The sequence below is a fragment of the Marichromatium gracile genome, from assembly GCF_004343155.1.
In the GTDB taxonomy this organism is placed as follows: Bacteria; Pseudomonadota; Gammaproteobacteria; order Chromatiales; family Chromatiaceae; genus Marichromatium; species Marichromatium gracile.
Genome location: NZ_SMDC01000014.1, coordinates 64827 through 87472, shown reverse-complemented (window position 1 = coordinate 87472; position 22646 = coordinate 64827). Strand labels below are relative to the sequence as shown.

At 66.3% G+C, this 22646-nt stretch carries 26 protein-coding genes; 6 read left to right on the top strand and 20 right to left on the bottom strand.

Features of this window, described 5'->3' with window-relative positions:
- Positions 1 to 156 precede the first annotated feature (156 nt).
- Both EDC29_RS15665 and EDC29_RS15660 read right to left on the bottom strand, forming a co-directional pair.
- The gene (locus EDC29_RS15665; protein WP_123140784.1) at positions 157 to 969 is read right to left on the bottom strand and encodes a CheR family methyltransferase; all 813 of its coding nucleotides are present in this window, start codon (positions 967 to 969) and stop codon (positions 157 to 159) included.
- Between the two features lie 125 nt (positions 970 to 1094).
- A complete protein-coding gene (locus tag EDC29_RS15660) occupies positions 1095 to 2027 on the bottom strand; it encodes a chemotaxis protein CheV (protein WP_123140785.1) in 933 nt (310 codons plus the stop codon).
- A gap of 74 nt (positions 2028 to 2101) precedes the next feature.
- Between EDC29_RS15660 and flgA the strand changes: the two genes are divergently transcribed.
- The 6 genes from flgA to EDC29_RS15630 all read left to right on the top strand — a co-directional run bounded on the left by flgA (position 2102) and on the right by EDC29_RS15630 (position 6420).
- Positions 2102 to 3034: a flagellar basal body P-ring formation chaperone FlgA gene (flgA, locus tag EDC29_RS15655; RefSeq protein WP_243695656.1), complete on the top strand. Its 933-nt coding sequence runs from the start codon at positions 2102 to 2104 to the stop codon at positions 3032 to 3034.
- 100 nt (positions 3035 to 3134) lie between these two features.
- Entirely contained in the window at positions 3135 to 3446 is a 312-nt protein-coding gene (flgM, locus tag EDC29_RS17330) for a flagellar biosynthesis anti-sigma factor FlgM (RefSeq protein WP_165913552.1), read from the top strand.
- 26 nt (positions 3447 to 3472) lie between these two features.
- The gene (locus EDC29_RS15645) at positions 3473 to 3949 is read left to right on the top strand and encodes a flagella synthesis protein FlgN (protein WP_062274522.1); all 477 of its coding nucleotides are present in this window, start codon (positions 3473 to 3475) and stop codon (positions 3947 to 3949) included.
- A gap of 64 nt (positions 3950 to 4013) precedes the next feature.
- Positions 4014 to 4724 carry a flagellar brake protein gene (locus tag EDC29_RS15640; protein ID WP_123140788.1) on the top strand — a complete coding sequence of 237 codons (711 nt, stop codon included), beginning with the start codon at positions 4014 to 4016 and terminating at the stop codon, positions 4722 to 4724.
- A gap of 500 nt (positions 4725 to 5224) precedes the next feature.
- Positions 5225 to 6109, top strand: a complete 885-nt coding sequence (gene fliK / locus EDC29_RS15635) for a flagellar hook-length control protein FliK (RefSeq protein WP_123140789.1) — start codon at positions 5225 to 5227, stop codon at positions 6107 to 6109.
- Complete coding sequence (locus tag EDC29_RS15630) at positions 6106 to 6420, top strand: EscU/YscU/HrcU family type III secretion system export apparatus switch protein (RefSeq protein WP_123140790.1); 315 nt, start codon at positions 6106 to 6108, stop codon at positions 6418 to 6420. Before fliK ends, EDC29_RS15630 begins: the two co-directional genes overlap by 4 nt.
- Before the next feature lie 30 nt (positions 6421 to 6450).
- Here EDC29_RS15630 and EDC29_RS15625 read toward each other — a convergent pair whose 3' ends face one another.
- From EDC29_RS15625 to fliO, 18 genes are all read right to left on the bottom strand, one after another.
- Positions 6451 to 6897 carry a DUF2802 domain-containing protein gene (locus EDC29_RS15625; RefSeq protein WP_123140791.1) on the bottom strand — a complete coding sequence of 149 codons (447 nt, stop codon included), beginning with the start codon at positions 6895 to 6897 and terminating at the stop codon, positions 6451 to 6453.
- Positions 6898 to 6964: 67 nt separating this feature from the next.
- On the bottom strand, positions 6965 to 7360 hold the full coding sequence (locus tag EDC29_RS15620; protein WP_123140792.1) for a hypothetical protein: 396 nt from the start codon (positions 7358 to 7360) through the stop codon (positions 6965 to 6967).
- Positions 7361 to 7431: 71 nt separating this feature from the next.
- Complete coding sequence (locus EDC29_RS15615) at positions 7432 to 7917, bottom strand: chemotaxis protein CheW (RefSeq protein WP_123140793.1); 486 nt, start codon at positions 7915 to 7917, stop codon at positions 7432 to 7434.
- A gap of 77 nt (positions 7918 to 7994) precedes the next feature.
- Positions 7995 to 8930 (bottom strand): flagellar motor protein MotD, encoded by a 936-nt coding sequence (gene motD, locus EDC29_RS15610; protein WP_123140794.1) that lies wholly within the window; start codon positions 8928 to 8930, stop codon positions 7995 to 7997.
- Between the two features lie 8 nt (positions 8931 to 8938).
- Positions 8939 to 9682: a flagellar motor protein gene (locus tag EDC29_RS15605; protein ID WP_123140795.1), complete on the bottom strand. Its 744-nt coding sequence runs from the start codon at positions 9680 to 9682 to the stop codon at positions 8939 to 8941.
- Between the two features lies 1 nt (position 9683).
- Positions 9684 to 10793, bottom strand: coding sequence for a protein-glutamate methylesterase/protein-glutamine glutaminase (locus EDC29_RS15600; RefSeq protein WP_123141878.1), 1110 nt, complete (start codon positions 10791 to 10793; stop codon positions 9684 to 9686).
- A gap of 3 nt (positions 10794 to 10796) precedes the next feature.
- A complete protein-coding gene (locus EDC29_RS15595) occupies positions 10797 to 12911 on the bottom strand; it encodes a chemotaxis protein CheA (protein ID WP_123141879.1) in 2115 nt (704 codons plus the stop codon).
- Between the two features lie 35 nt (positions 12912 to 12946).
- Positions 12947 to 13717, bottom strand: a complete 771-nt coding sequence (locus EDC29_RS15590; protein WP_123140798.1) for a protein phosphatase CheZ — start codon at positions 13715 to 13717, stop codon at positions 12947 to 12949.
- A gap of 155 nt (positions 13718 to 13872) precedes the next feature.
- Positions 13873 to 14247 (bottom strand): chemotaxis response regulator CheY, encoded by a 375-nt coding sequence (cheY, locus tag EDC29_RS15585; RefSeq protein ID WP_005224626.1) that lies wholly within the window; start codon positions 14245 to 14247, stop codon positions 13873 to 13875.
- A 47-nt stretch (positions 14248 to 14294) separates the two neighbouring features.
- Positions 14295 to 15050 (bottom strand): RNA polymerase sigma factor FliA, encoded by a 756-nt coding sequence (locus EDC29_RS15580; protein ID WP_369957890.1) that lies wholly within the window; start codon positions 15048 to 15050, stop codon positions 14295 to 14297.
- Positions 15047 to 15871 carry a MinD/ParA family protein gene (locus EDC29_RS15575; protein ID WP_123141880.1) on the bottom strand — a complete coding sequence of 275 codons (825 nt, stop codon included), beginning with the start codon at positions 15869 to 15871 and terminating at the stop codon, positions 15047 to 15049. Before EDC29_RS15575 ends, EDC29_RS15580 begins: the two co-directional genes overlap by 4 nt.
- Positions 15858 to 17132: a flagellar biosynthesis GTPase FlhF gene (flhF, locus tag EDC29_RS15570; protein ID WP_123141881.1), complete on the bottom strand. Its 1275-nt coding sequence runs from the start codon at positions 17130 to 17132 to the stop codon at positions 15858 to 15860. The genes EDC29_RS15575 and flhF overlap by 14 nt, the downstream gene beginning before the upstream one ends.
- A gap of 22 nt (positions 17133 to 17154) precedes the next feature.
- Positions 17155 to 19266 carry a flagellar biosynthesis protein FlhA gene (gene flhA, locus EDC29_RS15565; protein WP_123140802.1) on the bottom strand — a complete coding sequence of 704 codons (2112 nt, stop codon included), beginning with the start codon at positions 19264 to 19266 and terminating at the stop codon, positions 17155 to 17157.
- Complete coding sequence (flhB, locus tag EDC29_RS15560) at positions 19266 to 20420, bottom strand: flagellar biosynthesis protein FlhB (RefSeq protein WP_123141882.1); 1155 nt, start codon at positions 20418 to 20420, stop codon at positions 19266 to 19268. The genes flhA and flhB overlap by 1 nt, the downstream gene beginning before the upstream one ends.
- 1 nt (position 20421) lies before the next feature.
- Complete coding sequence (gene fliR, locus EDC29_RS15555) at positions 20422 to 21195, bottom strand: flagellar biosynthetic protein FliR (protein WP_123140804.1); 774 nt, start codon at positions 21193 to 21195, stop codon at positions 20422 to 20424.
- 7 nt (positions 21196 to 21202) lie between these two features.
- Positions 21203 to 21472 carry a flagellar biosynthesis protein FliQ gene (gene fliQ, locus EDC29_RS15550; RefSeq protein ID WP_005224619.1) on the bottom strand — a complete coding sequence of 90 codons (270 nt, stop codon included), beginning with the start codon at positions 21470 to 21472 and terminating at the stop codon, positions 21203 to 21205.
- A gap of 10 nt (positions 21473 to 21482) precedes the next feature.
- On the bottom strand, positions 21483 to 22226 hold the full coding sequence (fliP, locus tag EDC29_RS15545; protein WP_123140805.1) for a flagellar type III secretion system pore protein FliP: 744 nt from the start codon (positions 22224 to 22226) through the stop codon (positions 21483 to 21485).
- Positions 22223 to 22642, bottom strand: coding sequence for a flagellar biosynthetic protein FliO (fliO, locus tag EDC29_RS15540; RefSeq protein WP_223806996.1), 420 nt, complete (start codon positions 22640 to 22642; stop codon positions 22223 to 22225). The genes fliP and fliO overlap by 4 nt, the downstream gene beginning before the upstream one ends.
- Between the last annotated feature and the right edge of the window lie 4 nt (positions 22643 to 22646).

Here is a 22646-nt window from a genome sequence, read left to right as displayed (position 1 = left end):
CTGGAGGCTGGAGGCTGGAGGCTGGAGGCTGGAGGCTGGAGGCTGGAGGCTGGAGGCTGGAGGCTGGAGGCTGGAGGCTGGAGGCTGGAGGCTGGGGAGGCTGGAGACGACCCCGCCGCGAACAGACAGGAGCGCGAGCGGGGTCGTAGAGAGGCGCTAACGACGCCTGAGCACGGCGCCCTTTGGCGTGCGGACCATCTCGAAGGCGTTGGTATAGGAGCCGACCGATTCGGAGGCTCCGACGAAGAGATAGCCACCCGGCTCCATCTGTTTGGCAATGCCGTCAAAAACCCGACGCTTGGTCTCGGCCGAGAAATAGATCAGCACGTTGCGACAGAAGACGATCTCGAACTTGCCGAGCGCGGCATAGGACTCCATCAGGTTGAGCTTCTGGAAGCGGACCCGACGCTGGATATCGGGCTTGATGCGATGCCCGTTGGGCACGGTCTCGAAGAAACGGTCGCGCCGTTCCTTGCTCAGGCCGCGCACGATCCCAAGCCCATCGTAGACACCACCACGCGCCTCGGCGAGCACGGTATCGGAGAGATCGGTGCCGAGCACGCTGGTCTGGATGTTCTTCGGCGGAAAGCTCTGCTCCCACTCGGCCAGCACCATGGCGATGCTGTAAGGCTCCTGACCGCTCGAGCAGGCCGCCGACCAGATGCGGATCGGGCGTTTCTTTTCCGCCAGCTCGGGGAGGACCACGTGGCGCAGGATCTCGAACGGATAGACATCACGAAACCAGGAGGTCTCGTTGGTGGTCATCGCGTCGATCACACGCGACTTGAGCGTCGGGTCCGCAGAGCGGCGCAGCGCGCGCAGCAGCTCCTCGACACTGGAGAAGGAGAACTCACCGAGCAGGCGCGAGAGCCGACTGGAGACGAGATACTGACGATTCTCACCCAGCACCAAGCCGCAGCACTCGGAGAGAAAGCGCGAGAATTCTGCGTAGTCTTGCGGATCTATCACGACAGACCTCTGGCCAAACGTCCGTTCGCATCCGCCATGCACTGGCGCAGGACCACGCTGATCGAATCACTCAATGGAATACTCACACTTTCTATGCATCAGGAAGACTGTAAGGGCCATCTCGCTCAGGAGTCGTCCGCGGGTCGGCCACCATGCTTCATCACCATCGCGGCCAACTCGTCCGGATCGAACTTCGGCAGGAAGTCATCGGCCCCGGCGCGCTTGACCATATCGGCGTTGAACTGCCCGCTCAGCGAGGAGTGCAGCACCACCGGCAGATCCTTGAGCTTGCTATTGTCGCGGATCTTGCGGGTCAGGGTATAGCCGTCCATACGCGGCATCTCGATGTCGGAGATCACCATCTCGATGGTGTCCGAGACAGCGCCAGTCTCGGCCAGCTCCTCGAGGAAGTCGAGCGCGGCGCGACCATCGGAGCGGGTCTCGACCTGGAAACCGATCTCGCCAATGGCGCGCTCGATCTGCTTGCGCGCAACCATCGAGTCGTCGACCACCAGGATCGACTTGTGATGATCGATGTGCTCGGCCCGCTCCAGGGTGGTCTCCGAGACATCTTCCTTGAGCTGATTGATGGCAGCGAACACCCGCTCGACATCGATGATCTGCACCAGCCGCCCCTCGACCTCGGTGACCGCCACCAGATAGCTTTCCTGTTCGGTCCCTCGTGGCGGCGGCTTCACCGTCTCCCAGTTGACGTTGACGATACGATCCACCGCCGAGACCCAGAAGCCCTGCACCGAACGGTTGAACTCGGTGACGATCACCTTGGCATCGGTATCATCCCCCGGCCGGTCGACGAAGCCGATGGCCTGCGCCAGATCGATGATCGAGACCGTGCGGTCACGGATCGTCGCCACGCCGCGCACGATCGCGCTCGCCCCGGGCAACTGCTGCAGCTTGGGGCGAGCGATCACCTCGCGAACCTTGAACACATTGATACCGAACGTCTGGTCGCTGCCGAGGTGGAACAGCAGCAGCTCCATGCGATTCTGCCCCACCATGCGGGTACGTTGATCGACGTCGTCAATAAACTGACTCATCTACCACCTCCAAGTCGAGGCCCGCCGGCCCGGGTGATCATGCCTGAGCATGATAGCCTAAGCCGACAGGCTTCATGAACGAATTCGGCGCAGCCGTCCTCTCCCACTCGTCTCTCCGGGGCATCATGACCCAACGAGACGCCACCACCGACCCTGCCCCGGGCTACGCTCAGGCGCGATTTCTGCATGCCATGGCGTATCGGACAGCCGACCCGGCGCGTCGGCACCCCGCCAGCATCCATTCAGCGGTGATCCCCATGCAACCATCCACCTCTATCGACAACCCGACACGGCGCACCATCAGCCTGGCGATCGCCCTCGCCGGTCTCCTCAGCCTGCTGTTGTGGCCAGCACAGCACCCCCAGGCTGGCGAGATCGAGTCGGTCGAGCGACTCCGCGATACCGTGGCCACCTATCTCTCGGCGATCACCCAAACGACGGGGACGGACGAGATCGAGGTCCTGGTCGGCCAGATCGACGCCCGCCTGCGACTGGCGCGGTGTGATCGTACGCCGAACGCCAGTCTCGCCCCCGGCGCCCGCACCAGCGGCTCGACCACCGTCAACCTGCGCTGCTCCAAGCCGGTGCAATGGTCGATCTTCGTCCCCGCCCGTATCGAGCGCCACACCCAGGTCGTGGTGGTCGCCAGGCCGATCGCCCGCGAGCAGCGTATCCAGGCAACCGACCTGCGGCGTGAACGCCAGGAGGTCTCGAGCCTGAGCGGTGGTTACTTCAGGGACCCGAACGCCGTGATCGGCATGGAAGCGCGCCGCGCGCTCACTCCGGGGCAAGTCATCACCAGCGCCCACGTCGCCCCGCGCAAGCTCGTCGAGCGCGGACAGCTCGTCACCATCTACTCGGGAGACGGCGGCCTGATGGTCCGAATGTCCGGCGAGGCGCTCGAGGATGGAGCGGCGGGAGAGCGCATCCGCGTGCGCAACCGCTCCTCGCGCCGGATCGTCGAAGGCTATGTGGAACCCTCCGGGCATATCCACGTACCATTGTAGCCATATGGTGGGGCTGCGACGGGCACACGACAATGGACTACAGTTTCCTGGTCGACGGCCGTTATCAGCTGTGAGCCCACGTCGATCGGAAGCAACGCCAATGGACATCAAGAACCTCACCACGACCGCGTTTCGCACCGAAGGCAACAACTCCGCCGGCAACGGCGTGCGCGGTGGCGCCAAGGCGCCCGAGGGCGAGGCCCAGGCACGTCCGGGCGTCGAGGGTGGGGAGACGGTCACGTTGACCTCAGCGGCCAAGAGCATGAGCGCATCGCGTGGCGAATCGACCGAGCCGCCGATCGACGAGGCCAAGGTCGCGAAGATCAAGCAGGCCATCGCCGAGGGGCGCTATCCGATCGACAACCAGCAGCTCGCCGACAGCGTCATCGAGTTCGAGCAACTGCTGGCCTGAATCACCGTCTGACTTGAGGTTGGCCCATGGAGCACACCGGTCCCTTCGCCCACTCGCTCGAAACGGCGATCGCCCTGGCGACCCGTCTGGAGCAGGCGTTGCTCGACGAGACCCGGGCAATCGAGCTGCGCGATCCCGATGAGTTGCAGCGCGTCGTCGCCGGCAAGCAGCAGCTCGCCGACCAGCTCGAGGAAGAGACGTTACGCATGAAGCAATGGGTCGAGGACACCGGCTACACCTTCGACGCCCAGGGCGTGGAGCGGCTGCTCGAGCGCGTTGATCCACGACGCGACCTCACCCCGCGCTGGGATGCGCTGCGGGGCTACGTGGTGCGCTGCGACCAACTCAACCGCACCAATGCCACACTGATCAATCGTGATCGCAAGCGCGTCACCCTGTCGCTGCGCATCCTCCGCGGCGAGGACCCCAACGCCACCACCTACGACCCGCGCGGCCAGGCCAACAACGGCACCCCGCACAGTCGCACCATCAGCCGCGCCTGACAGGCCGACCTCGCCCTGGCCGGAGCCGGACGGCCCCTCCGCCAACCACAGACCGAGCAGCATCATGGCCGCAGAAGAGTTGATCACCAACCCCGGACGGATCTCGACCATCCTCAGCGACATGAATCACCGGCTGCTGGTGGTCAACGTCCGTCTCGATCCCGACGGCCCGCTGTTCGCCTCCTCGCTGATCCGTCTCGATGGTGAACAGCGCACACTGTTTCTCGACGAACTCCACCCCGAGGAGGGACATCAGCAGGTCGGCCAGGCCCATGAGATCCGCGTCTATGGCAACCTGCGCGGGATCGCGATCCGCTTCTCGACCCGGGTGGCCGACATCCTCGAGGAGGACGGCATCGCGCTCTACGCCTGCCCCTACCCCGAGGCACTCAACTATCTGCAGCGTCGCGAGATCTTCCGCGCCGCCCTGCCCTTTGGCGAGATCCGTCACGTTCGTCTGCACCACGTCAACTCCAGTGATACGCTCAACGGCCGGCTGCTCGACCTCTCGGCCAAGGGCTTCTGTCTCGAGGTCGACTGGAGCGATATCGCACGGGTCGAGCCCGGCACCCTGCTGCACTACTCGGGGATGCAGCTGCCGGTCCTGAACGCACCGCTGACCGGCGAGGCAGTCCTGATCAACAGCCGCCCCGTGGCCGAGCCCGGGCGCTTCGCCGCCGGTTTTCGTATCGTCAATCTCGATCAGGGCACCGAGCGCGCGCTGATGCGCGCAACCCTCCACTATCAGCGTGAGGCGCGCAAGGTCGCGGTCTGACCCGCGAGCCCCGCATCACGGCCCGCATGAGCGAACCCATCCCAGGTCAACCATTGCTGCAGCTGCTGAGCAGCAGCCGGATGCAGGGCAGCGCCACGGTACGACAGGCCCTGGAGCTGACCATCGGATTGAAGCTCGAGCTCGAGCTCGCCACACCGAACCGCACCCCAGCGCCCGCCCCGGGAGAGGTCTTCGCCCGGGTCCGTCCCCCGGGCCCGGGCACCAGCTGGTCGGCCCCGCTGCAACTGCGCTTGCTGGCACCACTGCCATCCACGCAGTCGCCAGCACAGGCCAGCGCCCCACAGCCCAGTCCTCAGCTCCCGGGGGCGGCGACACCGACATCAACGCCGCCGCCCCAACCGAACGCCGCGCCCCTGCCCACGCGGCCAACCGCCGAGGTCATCGCGCTGCGCCCGATCCCGACGCTACGGCTACTCCCCGCCCAACCGCCTCCCGCACCGCTCGCGCCCCCTTCGGCAACGCTTGCAAACAGCGAGACGATGACACGCGACTGGCTCACCCAACAGGTCAGGCTGCACCTGCCACAGGCACGCGCACTCGCCGAGACCCTCACCGAATGGAGCAGACGACTCACGACCCAGGAGGCCATCGGCACGGCCCAACCCAAGGGGCAGACGCCGGCCCCGAGCACCGCCGCCGTCCCACTCAACGACCGACTCGAGCGTCTGATCAGCCGCCTGCCCGGCCCCAGCACACTCACTGAGCCCGGCGGACTGCAGCGTGCCGTCGAGGGATCAGGGATCTGGCTCGAGGCCCGGCTCGCGCAACTCGCGCTCACACCCGGAGCGCTCACCGATGCGAGTCTCGGTGAGGATCTCAAGGCACAGCTGTTGCAGTTCGCCGACCAGATCAGGCGTCACAACCGGGATGCGGCCGACACCACGGCCCGCACCGCCACGCCCGCCGTGATCAACGCCGGTAAGGCGTTGGAGCACGAGACCGAAGGCATGCTCAAGCAGCTCGTCAGCCTCCAGCTACAACCCTTGGAGCAGGAGACCGAACAGCCGCGCTGGGTGCTCGACCTGCCCTATCGACACAGCGGCGGTGTCGGCACCGTTCAGGCCGAGATCGAACGCGAGCGAAGACAAGGCGAGGTCGAGGAGGCTGGATGGACGATCCGGCTGCGGCTGGATCTGGCCGAACTCGGCCCGCTCTCGATTCGCCTGACCCTCAAGGGGCAGCGGTTGAGCGCGAGCCTGCTGGCCGAGCGCGCGCCGACCGCGGCGCTGCTGCGCAGCAGACTGCCGCTGCTGCGCGAACAGCTCGAGGCGCGTGAACTCGAGGTCACCGCCCTGCACGCGGGCCAGGGCCAGACGGCGAACCCGACGCGTCACCCCGGGCCACTGATCAGCGAGCAGGCATGAGCAAGCACGATGATCTTCCCGAGGAGACGCCGAGCAAGGCGGTCGCGTTGCACTGGGACACGCGCAACGCGCCACGCATCACCGCCTCGGGGCTGGGCGTCACCGCCGAGCAGATCGTGCGTATCGCCGAGGCCCACGACATCCCGCTGCACGCCGACCGCCAGCTCGCCGAGGCATTGGCACAGATCCCGATCGGCGACGAGATCCCGGCGGAACTCTATGTCGCCGTCGCCGAGGTCCTGGCATTCGTGTTCGCACTTGCCGGAATCGACCCGCGCCAGCAACACCAGGAGCCGCACGAGCAGGACTGAAGATCGAGGCGCGCCGACGCCCAGGCGCTCTCAGGAACCCGTGTCGGACAGCCGATCGGAGGCGTACTCACCACCGATTCCGTGGCCATGCAGGCCGAAGAGCAGTTCGAGTTCGGCGTCGGTCAGGGCGCAGAGCCGACGGACCTGCTCCCGGCTCTGGCCATTGCGGATGAGCTTGATCGCCTGGGCATAGGGACTCTGATCGGCATCGCGCATGCGCATCTCGAGGCGCATCTCCTGCTGCTGATCGGCCAGGCGCTCCAGGGCATTGACCAGCATCACCCGATCCTGACCGCGATGGAAGCTCTCGCCGGCGATCACCCGAAGGTCGCGATGCAAGGTCTGCAGCACGGGATCAAAACGCCTCAGGTCGCGCCGCAACCTGCGTGTTTCGCGCCACAGATAGACGAAGGCGGCGAGCGCGAGCGCTGCCGCCAGCAGTGCCAGGATGGCCAGGATTTCCGCCAGACTGATCAAGGGCCCAGGCTCTCAGCGGTCAGCGGCGAGGCGCGGCCGCGATACAGGTCGCGACCCGGCTTCCCGGCTAGGCATACTCATCGATGAACCCCCGACGTTTCCTGCCGATCAGTCGGCGCGACACACCGCTTCCACCCGAGGTCGGTGGATCATCGCCGGGACGGCGACGCTCAGTTCGTCGTCGATCGCCCAGCCGCCGCTCCCCCTGCCGCCGCTCCTGCCGGCGACGTTCCAGCGCGCGTGGCGCGCCGGCACGACGCTCCTCTGAACGGCGTTCCATGCTGCGACGCTCGAGTCGACGACGCTCGCCCTGGCGCCGTTCGATCTGACGACGCTCGCGCAGCCCGGCTCGGCGACGCAGCAAAGGGCTCCACAGCGCGGCCGCCTGCCCCTGGTCCTCGTCCGAGTCGCGTCCCCTGAGACCGGATTGGACGGGTAGCATCGGCTTGATCGGATCGCTCATACACTCCCTCCTGAGCCGCCTCGACCACCCCTGGCCGGAAGCCGCGGGCCATGCACCCGCGGCACCCAGGATCAGCCGACGCTACGTACCAGCTCCCACTCGTCATCGGAGAGCAGCTTCTCGAGGCTGATCAGGATCGTCAGCCCCTCCTCGGTACTGGTCACGCCGAGGATGAAGCGACTGCTCTGGTCATTGCCCACCGCCGGCGCCGGATCGACCGAGTCGGCATCGATCTGCACGACCTCCGCCACCGCATCGACCAGGATGCCGACATTCTGGTTGTCGATGTCGATGATGACGATGCGCGAGGCTTCATCGGGCGCACGCGGCGGCAGCCCCATGCGCCGGCGCGCATCGATCACGGTGACCACGTCGCCACGCAGGTTGATGATCCCGAGGATGTAATCGGGCACGCCGGGCACCGGCGCGATCTCGGTGATCTTGAGCACCTCCTGAACCTGCAGCACATCGATGGCATAGGTCTCCTCTGCCAGGCTGAAGGTTACGAAGGAGGAGGAGGTGCCCGCGGTGTTGGTCTGGGTGTTTGGTTCGCTCATGGATTCCTCGCCTTGATGTCCGGCCGTCACGCACCGCCGGAGGTCATTCTGAATGATGGTCGGCGGCGGCGCCCGGATCAATCCCCGGGTACGGCGCCGAACTCGTCCACCTCGGGGACAATATGATCACGCTTGAGCCATTCGGGCTCGACGCGTTCGTGAGAACGCGGCGGCGGCCCCGGCAGCACCACGATGGCCACACGCCGATTGCGCGCCCGCCCCTCGGCGGTGTCGTTGGAGGCGACAGGCTGGAACTCACCATAACCGATCGCCACCATGCGACGGGGATCGACGCCATTCTGCGCAAACAGATTGACCACCGTCGCCGCGCGCCCCGATGACAGCTCCCAGTTCGAGGGGTAGATCGAGTTACCGATCGGCAGATCATCGGTATGCCCCTCGACATGGATGCGCGAATCGCGCTTTGCCAGCACCTTGGCCACCTCTTCCAGGACCGGCAGGGCCGCCGGCTCGAGGGTCGCCGAGCCACTGAGGAACAGCAGGCTGGTGTTGATCTCGATCTCCAGCCAATAGGCCTGACGGTCGACCTGAATACGCCCGTCATCGACCAACCCGCCGAGCGCCCCTTCGATCTCACCGGCCATCTCGCCGATCTCGCGTAGTATCTCGCGCCTGCGCACATCCCCTCCCCCCTCGAGGATGCTGCGCATCGCGAGATCGGCGGACACATCGGTCATGTCGACCAGAGGATCGAGCAGCGCCGGGTCGAGCAGCGCCAGGCTGCTGCTGATCGGGGCGAGCGTGCGGCGCATGTCCTCACCGATCAAGGCATCGCCCGGCAATGGCTCACCGATCTGTATCGGCGAGACCTTGGGCTGCGACCCGAAGGCCTGCTCCAGCGAGTCGGAAAGCACTCGATACTTGCCCGCATCGATGCTCGAGACCGCATACATCACCACGAAGAAGGCCATCAGCAGGGTCACCAGATCCCCGTAGGGGATGGCCCAGGCCTCATGGTTGGTATGGTCGTCGTATCTGCGCCGTCGCGCCATGGACCGCCTCAACGCTGGATGAAGCCGCTCAGCTTGTTCTCGATGTTGCGCGGGTTCTCACCCTCTGCGATCGCCACCAACCCCTCGAGGAGCATCGTCTGATAATTGACGCGCGCCTGGATCAAGCCCTTGAGCTTGTTCGACACCGGCAGGAACAGCAGGTTGGCCGAGGCGATTCCGTAGATGGTGGCCACGAATGCTGCAGCAATCCCCGGGCCAAGCTTGCTCGGGTCGGCCAGATTCTGCATCACCGCCATCAACCCCATCACCGCCCCGATGATGCCGAGGGTCGGGGCATAGACCCCCATACTCTCGAAGACCCTGGCACCCTGCAGGTCGAAGTGCTCACGATTGTCGAGATCCGACTCGAGGATCTGTCTCAGCACCTGGGGCTCGGTGCCGTCGACGAGCAGCTGCAACCCCTTGCGGACGAAGGGATCGGTCTCTTGCTCGGAGAGCGCCTCGAGACCGAGCAGTCCCTCACGACGAGACAGATGCGCCCAGTCGACCAGGCGCTTGACCATCGCCAGGGGATCGAGCCTGGGGGTAAGCACCACCCAGGGCAGGATGCGCAATGCATGACGGAATACCGGCAGGCGGGCCTGGACCAGTGCCGCGCCCAGGGTCCCGATCACCACGATGGTGAAGGCGGCGAGATTCCACAGCGCGCCCAGCCCACTGCCCTTGGCGATGGAGCCCCCGACCACGGCCACCAGCCCCAGCAGGAGCCCGACCAGGGTCAGGACATCCATCTCAACAGAGGCTTTTGACGAGCGCCGGCCCGACATCCCTCAACGCAAGCACCTGATCGGCGAGCCCGGCCTCGATGACCGCCGCCGGCATCCCGAAGACCACCGAGCTGGCGGCGTCCTGGGCCCAGATCCGGGCCCCATGCTCCTTGAGCGCGCGCGCGCCCTCACGACCGTCGGCCCCCATTCCGGTGAGCACCACCGCCAGCACCTGACTGCGCAGCGCAGCGACGGCGGAGGTGAAGGTGATATCGACACTCGGCTTGTAGATGGTGCCGGGCGGGCTGTCGACGATCCGCACCCGTGGCTGCGATCCGCCCTCGAGCACCAGCTGCATGCCGCCGGGCGCGAGTAGCGCCACCCCCGGTTTGAGTGCATCCCCATTGGCCGCCTCGCGCACCTCGATCTGGCAGAGGTTGTTGAGGCGCTCGGCAAAGGCCGGGGTGAAGCTCGCCGGCATGTGCTGGACCACCACGATCGGCAGCGGGAACTGGCTCGGCAGCGCCTTGAGCACCTCTTGCAGCGCCACCGGCCCACCGGTCGAGGTGCCGATCAGCAACGCCCGCAACGAGCGTAACGACTCGCCGCGCACACCCGATGAGCGGGGCGGCGGTGCCGGGGTCGGCGACTGAGCCGGCGCCGAGGATGCGGGGGAGGCTGGCACATGACGCGCCTCGGCGCGCGCCGGGGCACGAGCCGCAGTCAGCGCGGGGCCACGTCCCCGGGCCAGCGCGCGCACCCGGCGACGCAGCAGCATCTTGGCGCTGTCCTCGTCCTTGGCCATCTCGCTGAAGCGCTTGGGCAGGAAGTCCATCGCGCCTGCGTCCAGGGCATCGAGCGTGGCGGTCGCGCCATCCGTGGTGAGAGTCGAGAACATCAGGATCGGACGAGGCGACTCGGCCATGATCCGTCGTACCGCGGTGATGCCGTCCATCACCGGCATCTCGATATCCATGGTCACCACATCGGGCTTGAGGCGCTTGACCACCTCGATGGCCTCACGACCATCACCGGCGGTACCGACCACCTCGATGCCGATATCGGCATTCAGGATCTCGACGATACGACGTCGAAAGAAGGCGGAATCATCGACAACGACAACCTTGAGCGGCACGGATCAGCTCCCTGTGGCCAGTTCGGCGACCGTTTCCCGGCGACCGCCGAACTCCGAGCGCCCCATGACCTTGAGCAGCTCGGGGACATCGAGGATCAGTGCGATACCACCATCACCGGTAATCGTGGCCCCGGCGAGCCCGGAGACATGACGCAACCCGAGACCGAGCGGCTTGATCACCACCTCTTCCTGCCCCACCAGGCCGTCGACCACCAGGCCGACCTTGCGCTGTCCGACCTGGACCACCACGACATGGGCCTCGCCTCGTGGCCCCTCGTCCCGACCGGGGCGGACCCAGCGACCGATGTGATAGATCGGCAAGGCATGGCTGCGCACCACGATCGCCTCCTGCTCGTCGACGAAGCGGCTGCGCGAGAGGTCGAGGTCGAGGATCTCGGAGACCGAGGCGAGCGGAATGGCGAAACGCCGCCCGTCGAGGATCACCATCAACGCCGGCAGGATCGCGAGGGTGAGCGGCAGCTTGACCTGCAGCAGGGTGCCCCGGCCAAGCTCGGAGTCGATCTCGACGGAACCGTTGAGCTGGGCGATGCGGGTCTTGACCACATCCATCCCGACCCCGCGCCCGGAGACGTCGGAGATCTCTTCCTTGGTGGAAAAGCCTGCCATGAAGATGAGGTTGAAGGCATCGCGATCGGACAGCCGCTCGGCCATCGACGGCTCGAGCAGCCCCTTCTCCACCGCCTTCAGGCGCAGCGCCTGGGGATCCATGCCGCGGCCATCGTCCTCGATGGTCAGGGCGATGTGATCGCCCTCCTGCGCCGCACCCAGGATCACCCGCCCGCGCCGCGACTTGCCGGCGGCCTCGCGCACGTCGGGCATCTCGATGCCATGATCGACGGCGTTGCGGATCAAGTGCACCAGCGGATCGGCCAGGGCCTCGACAAGGTTCTTGTCGAGATCGGTCTCCTCGCCATAGGTCTGGAAGTCGATCTCCTTGCCGAGCGAGCGCGAGAGATCGCGGACCACACGCGGGAAGCGACTGAAGACCTTCTTGATCGGCTGCATCCGCGTCTTCATCACCGCCGACTGCAGATCAGCGGTGACCAGGGCGAGCGAGTTGATCGCCTTGGAAACCTCGTCGTCCTCGGTCTGCGAGCGCAGCATGCTCAACCGGTTACGCACCAGCACCAACTCGCCGACCAGATTCATGATCTCGTCGAGTCGGTTGGTATCGACCCGCACCGAGGTCTCGGTCGGAGTGGCAGCCTGTTTGACGGCACGCGCCGCAGCCGCCGCAGCACTGCTCTCGCCCTCGGGCTTCGGCGCCGGCTTGGCGGGGGCGGGCGCGGTGCTCGGCTGTGGCGCCGGCGGGGGTGAGGAAGGCGCGCTCTCGGCCGCCGCCTTCGGCGCGGGCGCCGCAGTGAAGGCGCCCTTGCCGTGGAGCTGATCGAGCAGGTTCTCGAACTCCTCGTCGGTGATGAGGTCGGTATCCTCGCCGGCGGGCTCTTCCTCGACTGGCGGCCCGCCCGCAGCAGAGATCTCGGCGGAAGTCGACGCGGTCGGCTCCGGGGGCACAGACTCGGCGGGCGCAGCACCGGACTGGGGCTGACCGCTGAGCGCATCGAGCAACGCCTCGAACTCCTGCTCGGTGATTTCATCCGCGGGCTCGGCACCCGCCGCCACGGACTCGGAGGGCGGCTCAGGCGCCGCCTCGGGCTCGGCAGGCACCGGCTCGACGGGAGCCGGGGGCGGCTCGGGGGCCGCCGCCGCAGGCGAGGCCAGCTGCTCGAGTTCGGCGATCAGTTCGGGCGCGGCGGGCTCAGGCTCCTTGCCCGATTGCAGGTCGCCGAACATGACGTTGACGACATCGAGCACCCGCAGCACCGTATCCATCAACTGCGCATCGACATGACGCTCGCCGTTGCGCAGCAGATTGAACACGTCCTCGGCATGATGACAGACCGAGACCAGCGCATTGAGGTTGAGAAAGCCCGCGCCACCCTTGATGGTATGAAAACTGCGGAAGACCGAATTGAGCAGGTCGCGGTTCGCCGGATCCTGCTCCAGATCGATCAGTTGCTCGTTCAAGCCTTCGAGCAGCTCGCCGGCCTCGACCAGGAAATCCTGAAGAATTTCGTCATTCGGGTCGATTGGCATTCACCTTATCCTCTGAACTCGATGGGCTCGGGCAACTAGAAGCCGAGACTGGACAGCAGGGCATCGACGTCGTCCTGACCCGAAACGACATCCCCGAGATCGTCGCTGGTGTTGGGCACCGCCGGCCCGACACCACCCCGGGCGGGTTCCTCGGCCTTCTCGACGGTCGGCTCGACGGGCTTGGCGACAGCCCCTTCCATGCGTCCGCTGGAGAGTCGAATCAAGCCGACCAGGTTCTCCTCGACGTCCTGAACCAGACGGATGACCCGCCCGATGATCTGGCCGGTAAGGTCCTGGAAGTCCTGGGCCATCATGACCTCGGACATCAGCGAGCGCAGCCGCTCGGTCTCCTGACCGGTGGCGGAGAAGAAGGCGTCGAGCTCGCGCGCGAACTCGCGGAACTCATCGAGCGAGAGCTCGCGGCGCCGGAACCGCCCCCAACGCTCGGAGAGCCGCACCGCGCTGTCATGTACCCGCTCGGCGATCGGCAAGCCCTCGTCGACCGCATTGAGGGTGCGGTGCGTGGCCTGCTCGGTCATGGTGACGACATAGGAGAGCCGCTCCTTGGCGTCCGGGATCTCGTCCTGGGTGATCTCGACCAGACGCGAGTCGCCGCGGAAGCTCTGCAGCGCTTCGTGCAGCTCGCGGGTCAGCTTGCCGAGCTCCTCGAACAGCTCACGCTCGTAGGGGAAGCGCAACTGCTGGATGACCAGACGCGCGCCTTCCTCATCGCCGTTTTGGAGGTGTTCGACCAGCTCCTGCGCAAGTGCAAGCTGTGCGGTCAAACGTGTTTCGTCATTGTCCATCGATTGTTCCCAGGCCGAACGAAAAGGCTACCCGTGACATGGCTGGGCCGGCCATGGAGGCACGTGCCGGAGTGGGCTGAGTCCATGTGTCAGCGCCAGGGGCGAACGATGAGGCGACGGCCGGCGCAGCGCGAGACAGTCGCTTCAGCCCGACCCTAGCCTGCGACCCGCTCGAAGATCTTATCGATCTTTTCCTTCAGTGTCTCGGCGGTGAAGGGCTTGACGATATAGCCGTTGACGCCAGCCTGGGCCGCCTCGACGATCTGCTCGCGCTTGGCCTCGGCCGTCACCATCAGCACCGGCAGCTCCTTGAGCTCAGGGTCGGCGCGGACCTGGCGCAGCAGCTCGATGCCTTCCATGTTGGGCATGTTCCAGTCGGTGATGAGGAAATCGAAGCCACCGCTCTTGAGCATCGGCAAGGCCGTGCTGCCGTCGTCGGCCTCCATGGTGTTATTGAACCCCAGCTCGCGCAGCAGGTTCTTGATGATGCGTCTCATCGTGGAGAAATCGTCCACGACGAGGATCTTCATGCCTTTGTCCACACTGAACTCCCAGTGTCAATTGTCGGATTTATCGATCACAACAGCGACTCACTGCCCTCGCCGGTCCAGTCGGACAACCGTGAGCGCAAGCGGTGCAAGGCCTGACTGCGGATCTGGCTGACACGCGACTCGGTGATGCCGAGCACGGCGCCGATCTCGCGCAGGTTCAACGCCTCGTTGTAATACAGGTTCATGACCAGGCGCTCGCGCTCCGGCAAGCCACCCAGGGCCTGGGCCAGTGCCAGGCGAAACTGCGCCTGAGCGAGCTGCTCCGGGGGCGAATCCTCCGTCCCCGCCAACCAGCGATCGGCTTCCATCTCCGGGCCGCCCAGGTCTTCGATGCCGAGGACGTTGGCGCTCGCACTGTCCTGCAGCATCGCATGATAGTCCGCCAGCCCGATCTCAAGCTCGGCGGCGACCTCGGCGTCGCTCGCCGTGCGCCCCTCGCGCGTCTCCACCTCACGGATGGCTGCGGCGATGCGACGGGTGTTGCGATGGACCGAGCGCGGGGTCCAGTCCGCGCGGCGCAGTTCATCGATCATCGCGCCACGGATGCGTATGGTCGCATAGGTCGCGAAGGTCGCGCCCTGTCCCGCCTGGAACTGGCGCGCGGCCTCGATCAGCCCCACCATGCCCGACTGGACCAGGTCGTCGAGCTGCACCGACGGCGGTAGACGCGCCGCCAGATGATGCGCGATACGCTGTACCAGATCGACATTGGCCGCAACCAGCTCGTCGGGCCGGTCGGCCAGGCTAGGATACCCCTGCAATGGACGTTTCGGGGCCATCAGGCACTTTGCAACATCCGTTCGACGAAAAAGCCGATCCCGCCCAGGTCGGTCTCGGTGATGGGCCAACGATCGACCCGGGTCGCCAACTCGGTGAAGGCGCGCCCCGAGGGACTGCCCGGATACAGGTCGACCACAGGCCCGCGCCGCTGCACGGCCCGACGCAGGTTGTCGTCGAGCGGGATGATACCCGAGGCCTCGAGCATCACCTCCGGCAGGTACTGGGCGCAGACGGCCGAGAGCTTGCGCACCAGACGCCGACCGGCCTCCGGCGAGCTCAACATGTTGCAGACCATGCGGAAACGACGCAAGCCGTGATCCTGGTGCAGCACCTTGATCAGTGCATAGGCGTCGGTGAGCGATGCCGGCTCGTCACAGACCACCACCATCACTTCCTGAACCGCCTTGCAGAAGGCGGTGACCGACTCCTGGACGCCGGCCGAGGTATCGACGATGAGCACGTCGAGCGGCTGACGGTAGGAGCTGAAGGCACGGATCAGCCCGGCATGCTCGGCGGGGCTGAGATTGGCCATGCTGGCGATACCCGAGGCCGAGGGCACCAGCTGCATGCCCTGCGGGCCTTGCACCAACACATCCTCGAGCCCCTCGACCCGCCCTTCGACGAGATCGTGCAGAGTCTTGGTCGGGCGCAGTCCGAGCAGCAGATCGGCGTTGGCCAGACCGAGGTCGGCGTCGAACAGCATCACCCGCCGTCCCATGCGCGCGAGCGCGACGGCGAGATTGACCGAGACATTGGTCTTGCCGACGCCCCCCTTGCCGCTGGCGACGGCGATACTCCTGAGCCGATTGCTAGGCGGTTGCATGGGCAGGCGTCCTGAAGGGCAAGACCGACTCCAGAACCATGCTGCCCTGTTCACCAGGCGTCCGCGTGGACGCCGGCATCGCGTTCATTGCCAGACCATCGAGAGAGGCGCGGGCGCCGCCCGGCGCACGCATGGCGTGCGCCCGCTCCTGGAGCGCCAAGCGGGTGAGATAGAGTGTATCGACCTTGTGGAAATCTTCGGTCATGCGTTGACCATCGCTATAAAAAATCAAACCGAGCCGCTGCTCCATCAACACGGACAGGGTCTCGCCGAGCTGTTCCGTCTCGTCCACCTTGGTCAACACCAGGGCCGAGGGTTCGCTCGACTGGAACGCCTCGAGCACCTGTCTGAGCACCATCGACTGATGGGTAGCGGCAATTACCAGCCAGGTCTCGAGCTCGATGCGCTCGCGCACCTGCGCAAACAATCGGCGCTCGGCGGCATCACGCGCGGCATGCCCGGCCGTATCGATGAGAATCAGTCTGCCATCACCGGCGCGACTCGACAACGCCGCCAGCTCATGCTCGTTCTCGAGCAGCATCACCGAGACCCCGGCCATCTGCCCGAACGCCTGCAACTGCTTGTAGGCGCCAATGCGCTGGCGGTCAAGTGAGACCAGGCTGACCGAGTCGCGTCCCATGCGCCGGATCTGGCGCAGCGCCAACCGCGCCAGGGTGGTGGTCTTGCCCACCCCGGTCGGCCCCACCAGCGCCAGCATGCCCCCCTGGTCGAGCACCGGCGACTGTGCCGTCGGGATCGCCGCCGAGAGCCGCGCGCGCAGCCGCGACCAGGCGCTCTCGACCGAGGTCTCCTCGAGGATCCCACCGGCGAGACTGCGCGCGAGCTTCTCGGTGAAGCCACAGTCGGTCAGGCGCGTCACCAGTTCGGCGGCGAGCGGATGACGCGCCGCCCAGCGCGCCGACTCGCTGGCGTTCTGGTGTTGCACCAGCAGGCTGCGCAGGTCGCAGAGTTCACGCCGCATCGCCGCGATCTCGGGGTCGGTGGGCAGGGTCGCGGTCGCCGGCACCGCCGGGCGCGGAGCACGCGCCTCGGGCGCGCTCGCGCGCTCGCGGCGTGGCGCACGGGTCGGTACCGTCGGTGCCGGCGCGGCGGCCTGATCGCCCTCGTCGAGCGCGGCGATCACCTCCAGCATGCCATCGACCCGACGACTCGACAGGATCACCGCATCCGGTCCCTGCAGCTCGCGCACCTGACGCATCGCGTCGCGCATGTCCCGTGCCGTATAGCGCCTCACACTCATGGTCGTACTCCTGCTCGCTCAATCATGCCTTTGCCGGAGCGGCGTCGCCCTGCCCCACGGTGGCCACCACCCGGATCTTGCGGTTGTCCGGGATCTCGGTGAAGGCCAGCACCGTCAGGCTGCTGACGGCGCCGCGCAACCAGCTCGCGACCCAGGTACGGATCTCCGGGGCGACCACCAGCACCGCTGGCGCCCCCTCCATCTCCTGGCGTCTGGCCGCGTCGGCCACCGAACGCTGAACCCGCTCAGCCAGTCCGGGTTCGAGCCCGACGGTCTCGCCCTGACTGCCTCGCAGCGACTTATGCAAGAGTTGCTCCAATGTTGGCTCAAGGGCGATCAACGGCAGCTCGCCCGCAGGCCCGACCAGGTCCTGGACGATCGAGCGCGCCAGCGCGACCCGCACCGCCGCGGTCAGAGCGCCGGGATCTTGACTCTTCTGCGCCTGCTCCGCCAGGGTCTCGGCGATGGTGCGCATGTCGCGGATCGAGACCTGCTCGGCGAGCAGGTTCTGCATCACCTTGAGGATCGCGCTCAGCGACAGCGTCTTCGAGAGCAGGTTCTCGACCAGCTTGGGCGAGCGCCGGCCGAGCTGATCGAGCAGGTGCTGGACCTCTTCGTGACCGATCAGTCGGTGGGCATTCTCGCGAAACACCTGCGAGAGATGGGTGGCGATCACGGTCGCGGCATCGACCACGGTGTAGCCCGCGCCCTGGGCGTTCTCGCGATCGCTCGGATCGATCCACAACGCATCGAGGTTGAAGGTCGGGTCCTTGGTCGGGGTGCCGGGGACGGTGCCGAAGACCTGTCCCGGGTTGATCGCCAACTCGCGATCGGGGAAGACCTCGGCCTCGGCCTGGGTGACCCCGAGCAGCGAGATACGGTAGTGGTTGGGACCGAGCTCGAGGTTATCGCGGATGTGCACCGGCTGGATGAGAAATCCGAGCTCCTGCGAGAGCTTGCGCCGAATGCCCTTGATCCGTCCCATCAGCTGCCCGTTCTGGCCGCGATCGACCAGCGGGATGAGCCGGTAGCCGACCTCGAGCGCGACCAGGTCGACCGGCGGCACATCCTCCCAGGAGAGTTCGCGCTCCTCCGGCGCCGGCGGCATCTCCACCCCGGGCGGGAGCTGGTCGACCTCCTCGGCGCCGGCCGGCTGGGCGCTGCGACGACTGAGCAGATAGCCGCCGCCGGCCATCATCGCCGCAAGCCCGAGGAAGACCATATTCGGCATCCCCGGGATGGCGCCGAGGATGCCGAGCACGGCGGCGGCGACGAACAGTGCCCGCGGGTTCTCGAACATCTGTCCGAACACCTGCTGCCCCATGTCCTGCGCCGTCGAGGTGCGGGTGACGATGATCGCCGTGGCCGAGGAGAGCATCAGCGAGGGGATCTGCGCCACCAGCCCGTCGCCGATGGTCAACAGCACATAGACGTTGCCGGCCTCGCCGAAGGACATGCCGTGCTGGGTGGTGCCGATGACGATGCCGCCGAGGATATTGATGAAGAGGATGAGGATGCCGGCGATGGCGTCCCCGCGCACGAACTTGCTCGCGCCATCCATCGAGCCGTAGAAGTCGGCCTCCTGGGCGATGTCCTCGCGCCGCGTACGCGCCTCGTCCTGGGTGATCAGCCCGGAGTTGAGATCGGCGTCGATGGCCATCTGCTTGCCCGGCATGGCATCGAGGGTAAAACGCGCGCTGACCTCGGAGATACGCCCCGCGCCCTTGGTGACCACCACGAAGTTGATGATCACCAGGATGGTGAAGACCACCAGACCGACGGCGAAGTTACCGCCGAGCACGAAGTCGCCGAAGGCCTGGATCACCTGCCCGGCGGCATCGGTGCCATCGGCGCCGCGCAGCAGGATCACCCGGGTCGAGGCGACGTTGAGCGCAAGACGCAGCAGGGTGGCGAGCAGCAACACCGAGGGGAAGGCGGCGAAATCGACCGGGCGCGGGGTGTAGACGGCCACCATCACCACGATCAGCGACAGCGAGATGTTGAAGGTGAACAGCAGATCGAGCGCCAGCGGCGGCAGCGGCAGCACCATCATCGACAGCAGCGCGATGAGCAGCAGCGGCGCGCCCAGCCCGAGCCGGCTCAGGCCCCCGAGGCGTTCACTGAATCCGGCCACTAGCGTTTACCCCGTGCGGCGCGGGCGGCCTCGCGCGGATCGAGATATTCATCGGGCACAGGCAGATCGGTCGGCATCGATACCTCGGGGTCGTGACGCTTGAGCTGATAGACATAGGCGAGGATGCGCGCCACGGCGACGAACAACCCACCGGGGATCTCCTCGCCGAGATCGGTGGTGAAATAGATCGCACGCGCCACCCGCGGCGCCTCCACCCGGATGATGTCGTGCTCGTCGGCGAGCCCGCGAATCGCCCCGGCGACCTCGCCAACCCCCTTGGCGAGCAGCCGTGGAGCACGCATTCGCGCCGGCTCGTAGACGATGGCCACGGCATAGCGGGTGGGGTTGGTGATGACCACGTCGGCCTTAGGCACCTCGGCCATCATCCGCCGGCTGGCCATCTCCTGCTGCAGTTGACGGATGCGTCCCTTGACCTCGGGCTTGCCGTCGGTCTCCTTGTACTCGTCCTTGAGCTCCTGACGGGTCATGCGCAGCTGCTTGTTGTGGTTCCACAGCTGGAAGGGTACGTCGACCGCAGCAATCAGCACCAGCGCCGCCGAGACCAGCAGAAAGATCCATACTGCCATGTCGGCGGTATGGAAGATCGCCTCCTTGAGCGGCTCCTCGCCGAGATGCAGCAACTCGTCGGAAACGCTCCAGAGCACCATGCCGGCGACCAGGGAGACGATCACGAACTTGGCAAGTGTCTTGCCAAGTTCGAGCAGTGCCTGGGCGGAGAACTGGCGCTTGATCCCCTTGAGCGGATTGAGCTTGTCGAGCTTGGGGGACATCGCCTGCGCCGAGAAGTTGGCACCGCCGATCAGGATCGGCCCGAGCAGCGCGACGACGAAGAGCAGCGCAAAGAGCGGCGCGAGGGTCAGCAGCGCGCGACCGATCTGGCTGGCCAGATAGGGCAGCAGTCGCTGGGTGTCGTAGAACAGCTCGCGCTCCAGGGTGAAGCCATCGGCCATCTGGGCGGCGAGCTGGCCGCCGAGATGACCACCGAAGAACACCATGAAGCCGGCACCGGCGAGCAACACCGTCAGGGTGTTGAACTCTCGCGAGCGTGGCACCTGGCCTTTTTCGCGCGCCTCGCGTTGGCGTTTGGCGGTCGGTTCTTCGGTTTTTTCCTGGCCGTTCTCGTTCTCGGCCATGTCACACCCCGAGCAGCCGCTGGATCAGCAGGAAAGCGGCGGTGAGCAGATCCCCGATCCGCGCCGGCAGCCCCGGCAGGATCAGTATGATGAGCACGAACCCCATCAGCAGGGTCACCGGGAAACCGACCGCGAAGATGTTGAGCTGAGGCGCGGCACGGGTGACCACGCCCATGGCGAGATTGACCAGCAACAACGAGGCCACCGCCGGCAGCGCGATCAGCAAGGCGCCGGCGAACATGGTGGTACCGAACCCGGCGATGCGCCAGAAGTCCTCGGCAACCAGCCCCTGCATCCCCACCGGCATCACCTCGAAGCTCAGGGTCATCAGCTGGAGCAACACCAGATGGGCATCGAAGGCGAGGAACAAGAGCGTGGTGAGGATCACGAAGTACTGCGACACCATCGGCACCTGTACCCCGCCGGCGGGGTCGATCACCGAAGCGAAGCCCAATCCCATCGACAAGGCAATGCTCTCGCCGGCCAGGGTCACGGCGGCGAAGACCAGCTGGGCGACAAAGCCCATCATGACACCGATCAGCACCTGCTGGAGGGCGACCACCAACCCCTCCATGCTGAGTGGATCGATGGCGGGAAACGGTGGCAACAGGGGTGCAACCAGGATCGCCAGCAACAAGCCCAGCGACAGCCGGACACGGGCGTTGACGGTCCGGGCGCCGAAGATCGGTGCGACCAGCAGCATGGCGCTGATGCGCACAAAGGGCCAGACGAACATCCCCACCCAGTCGAGCAGGGTGTCGAACGAGATCACCATCCGCGGTTCAGCCGATCAGCTCGGGGATGCTGTGATAAAGCCTGATGGTGTAGTCGGTGACCAGCGCCAGCATCCAGTGGCCGGTGAACAGCAGCGCCACCCCCATGCCGAGCAGCTTGGGGATGAAGGTCAGCGTCATCTCCTGGATCTGGGTGGCGGCCTGGATCATCCCGATCGCCAGACCGACGGCGAGCGCGGTCAGCAGCGCCGGGGCCGAGAGCAGCACCACGACCATGCCCGCGTCCTTGCCGACGTCGATCACCATTTCGGGAGTCATAGCATCATCCTCAACTGTAGAAACTCTGCGCCAGGGTGCCCATCAGCAGCGGCCAGCCGTCGATCAGCACGAACAGCATGATCTTGAACGGCAACGAGATGATCAGCGGCGAGAGCATCATCATGCCCATCGACATCAGCACGCTGGCCACCACCAGATCGATGATCAGGAAGGGGATCAGGATGAGGAAGCCGATCTGGAAGGCGGTCTTGAGTTCGCTGGTGACGAAGGCCGGCACCAGCATGCTCAAGGGGATCGCCTCGGGCGAGTCGAAACCGTCGATGCCGCGGATCTCGGCGAACATCGCCAGGTCGGTCTCGCGGGTCTGGGCGATCATGAAGCGCCGCAGCGGCTCCACCGCCTGACCGATCGCCGCCTCGGTGCTGATCTCCTCGTCCATGTAGGGCTTGACCGCGGTGTCGTAGACCTCCTGGAACACCGGCGCCATGATGAACAGGGTGAGAAACAGCGCCAGCCCGAGGAGCACCTGGTTGGAGGGCGTCTGGGTGGTCCCCAGCCCCTGGCGCAACAACGCCAGCACCACGATGATGCGGGTGAAGGAGGTCATCATGATCAGCACCGACGGCAACAGCGTCAGCAGCGTCATCAACAGCAGCACCTGGAGGGTGACCGAGTAGGTCTGCCCACCGTCGGCGCCATCGGTGACGGTCACCGCAGCAAGCCCCCCCGGCTGCCCCAGGGCGAGCCCCGGCAGCAACAGCAACGCGAGCAACAACCAGTGACGCGCGCTCACGACCGCCCCCGCCGACCCAGACTCTGCTTGAGCAGCGTGGCGAAATCGACCCCGCCACCGTTCTCCGGCGGCGCGACGCTCACCGGCTTGCGCAGCCGGTGCAGGGTACGCATGCCGGTGGCGCCGGCGGCGATCAGCAGCTGCTCCTCGCCGACCTGGACCAGCAGCAGTCGGTCGCGCGCACCGATGGCGCGTACCGCGAGGATCGAGATCGGCTGGTCAGCGGCCCGCCCCACCCCGCCGGGCAGCCGGCGCAGCAGCCAGGCCAGGCCGAGGATGGCGGCGATCACCAGCACCAGCGCGCCGAAGAGCTGCGCCAGATATCCGGCGCTGGTCAGCTCGACATCGGCGCACCAGGCCGCCCCCGGGAGCAGCGCCAGGATGCCGACGAGGATTGGCGTCGAGCTCGACCGCATTGAT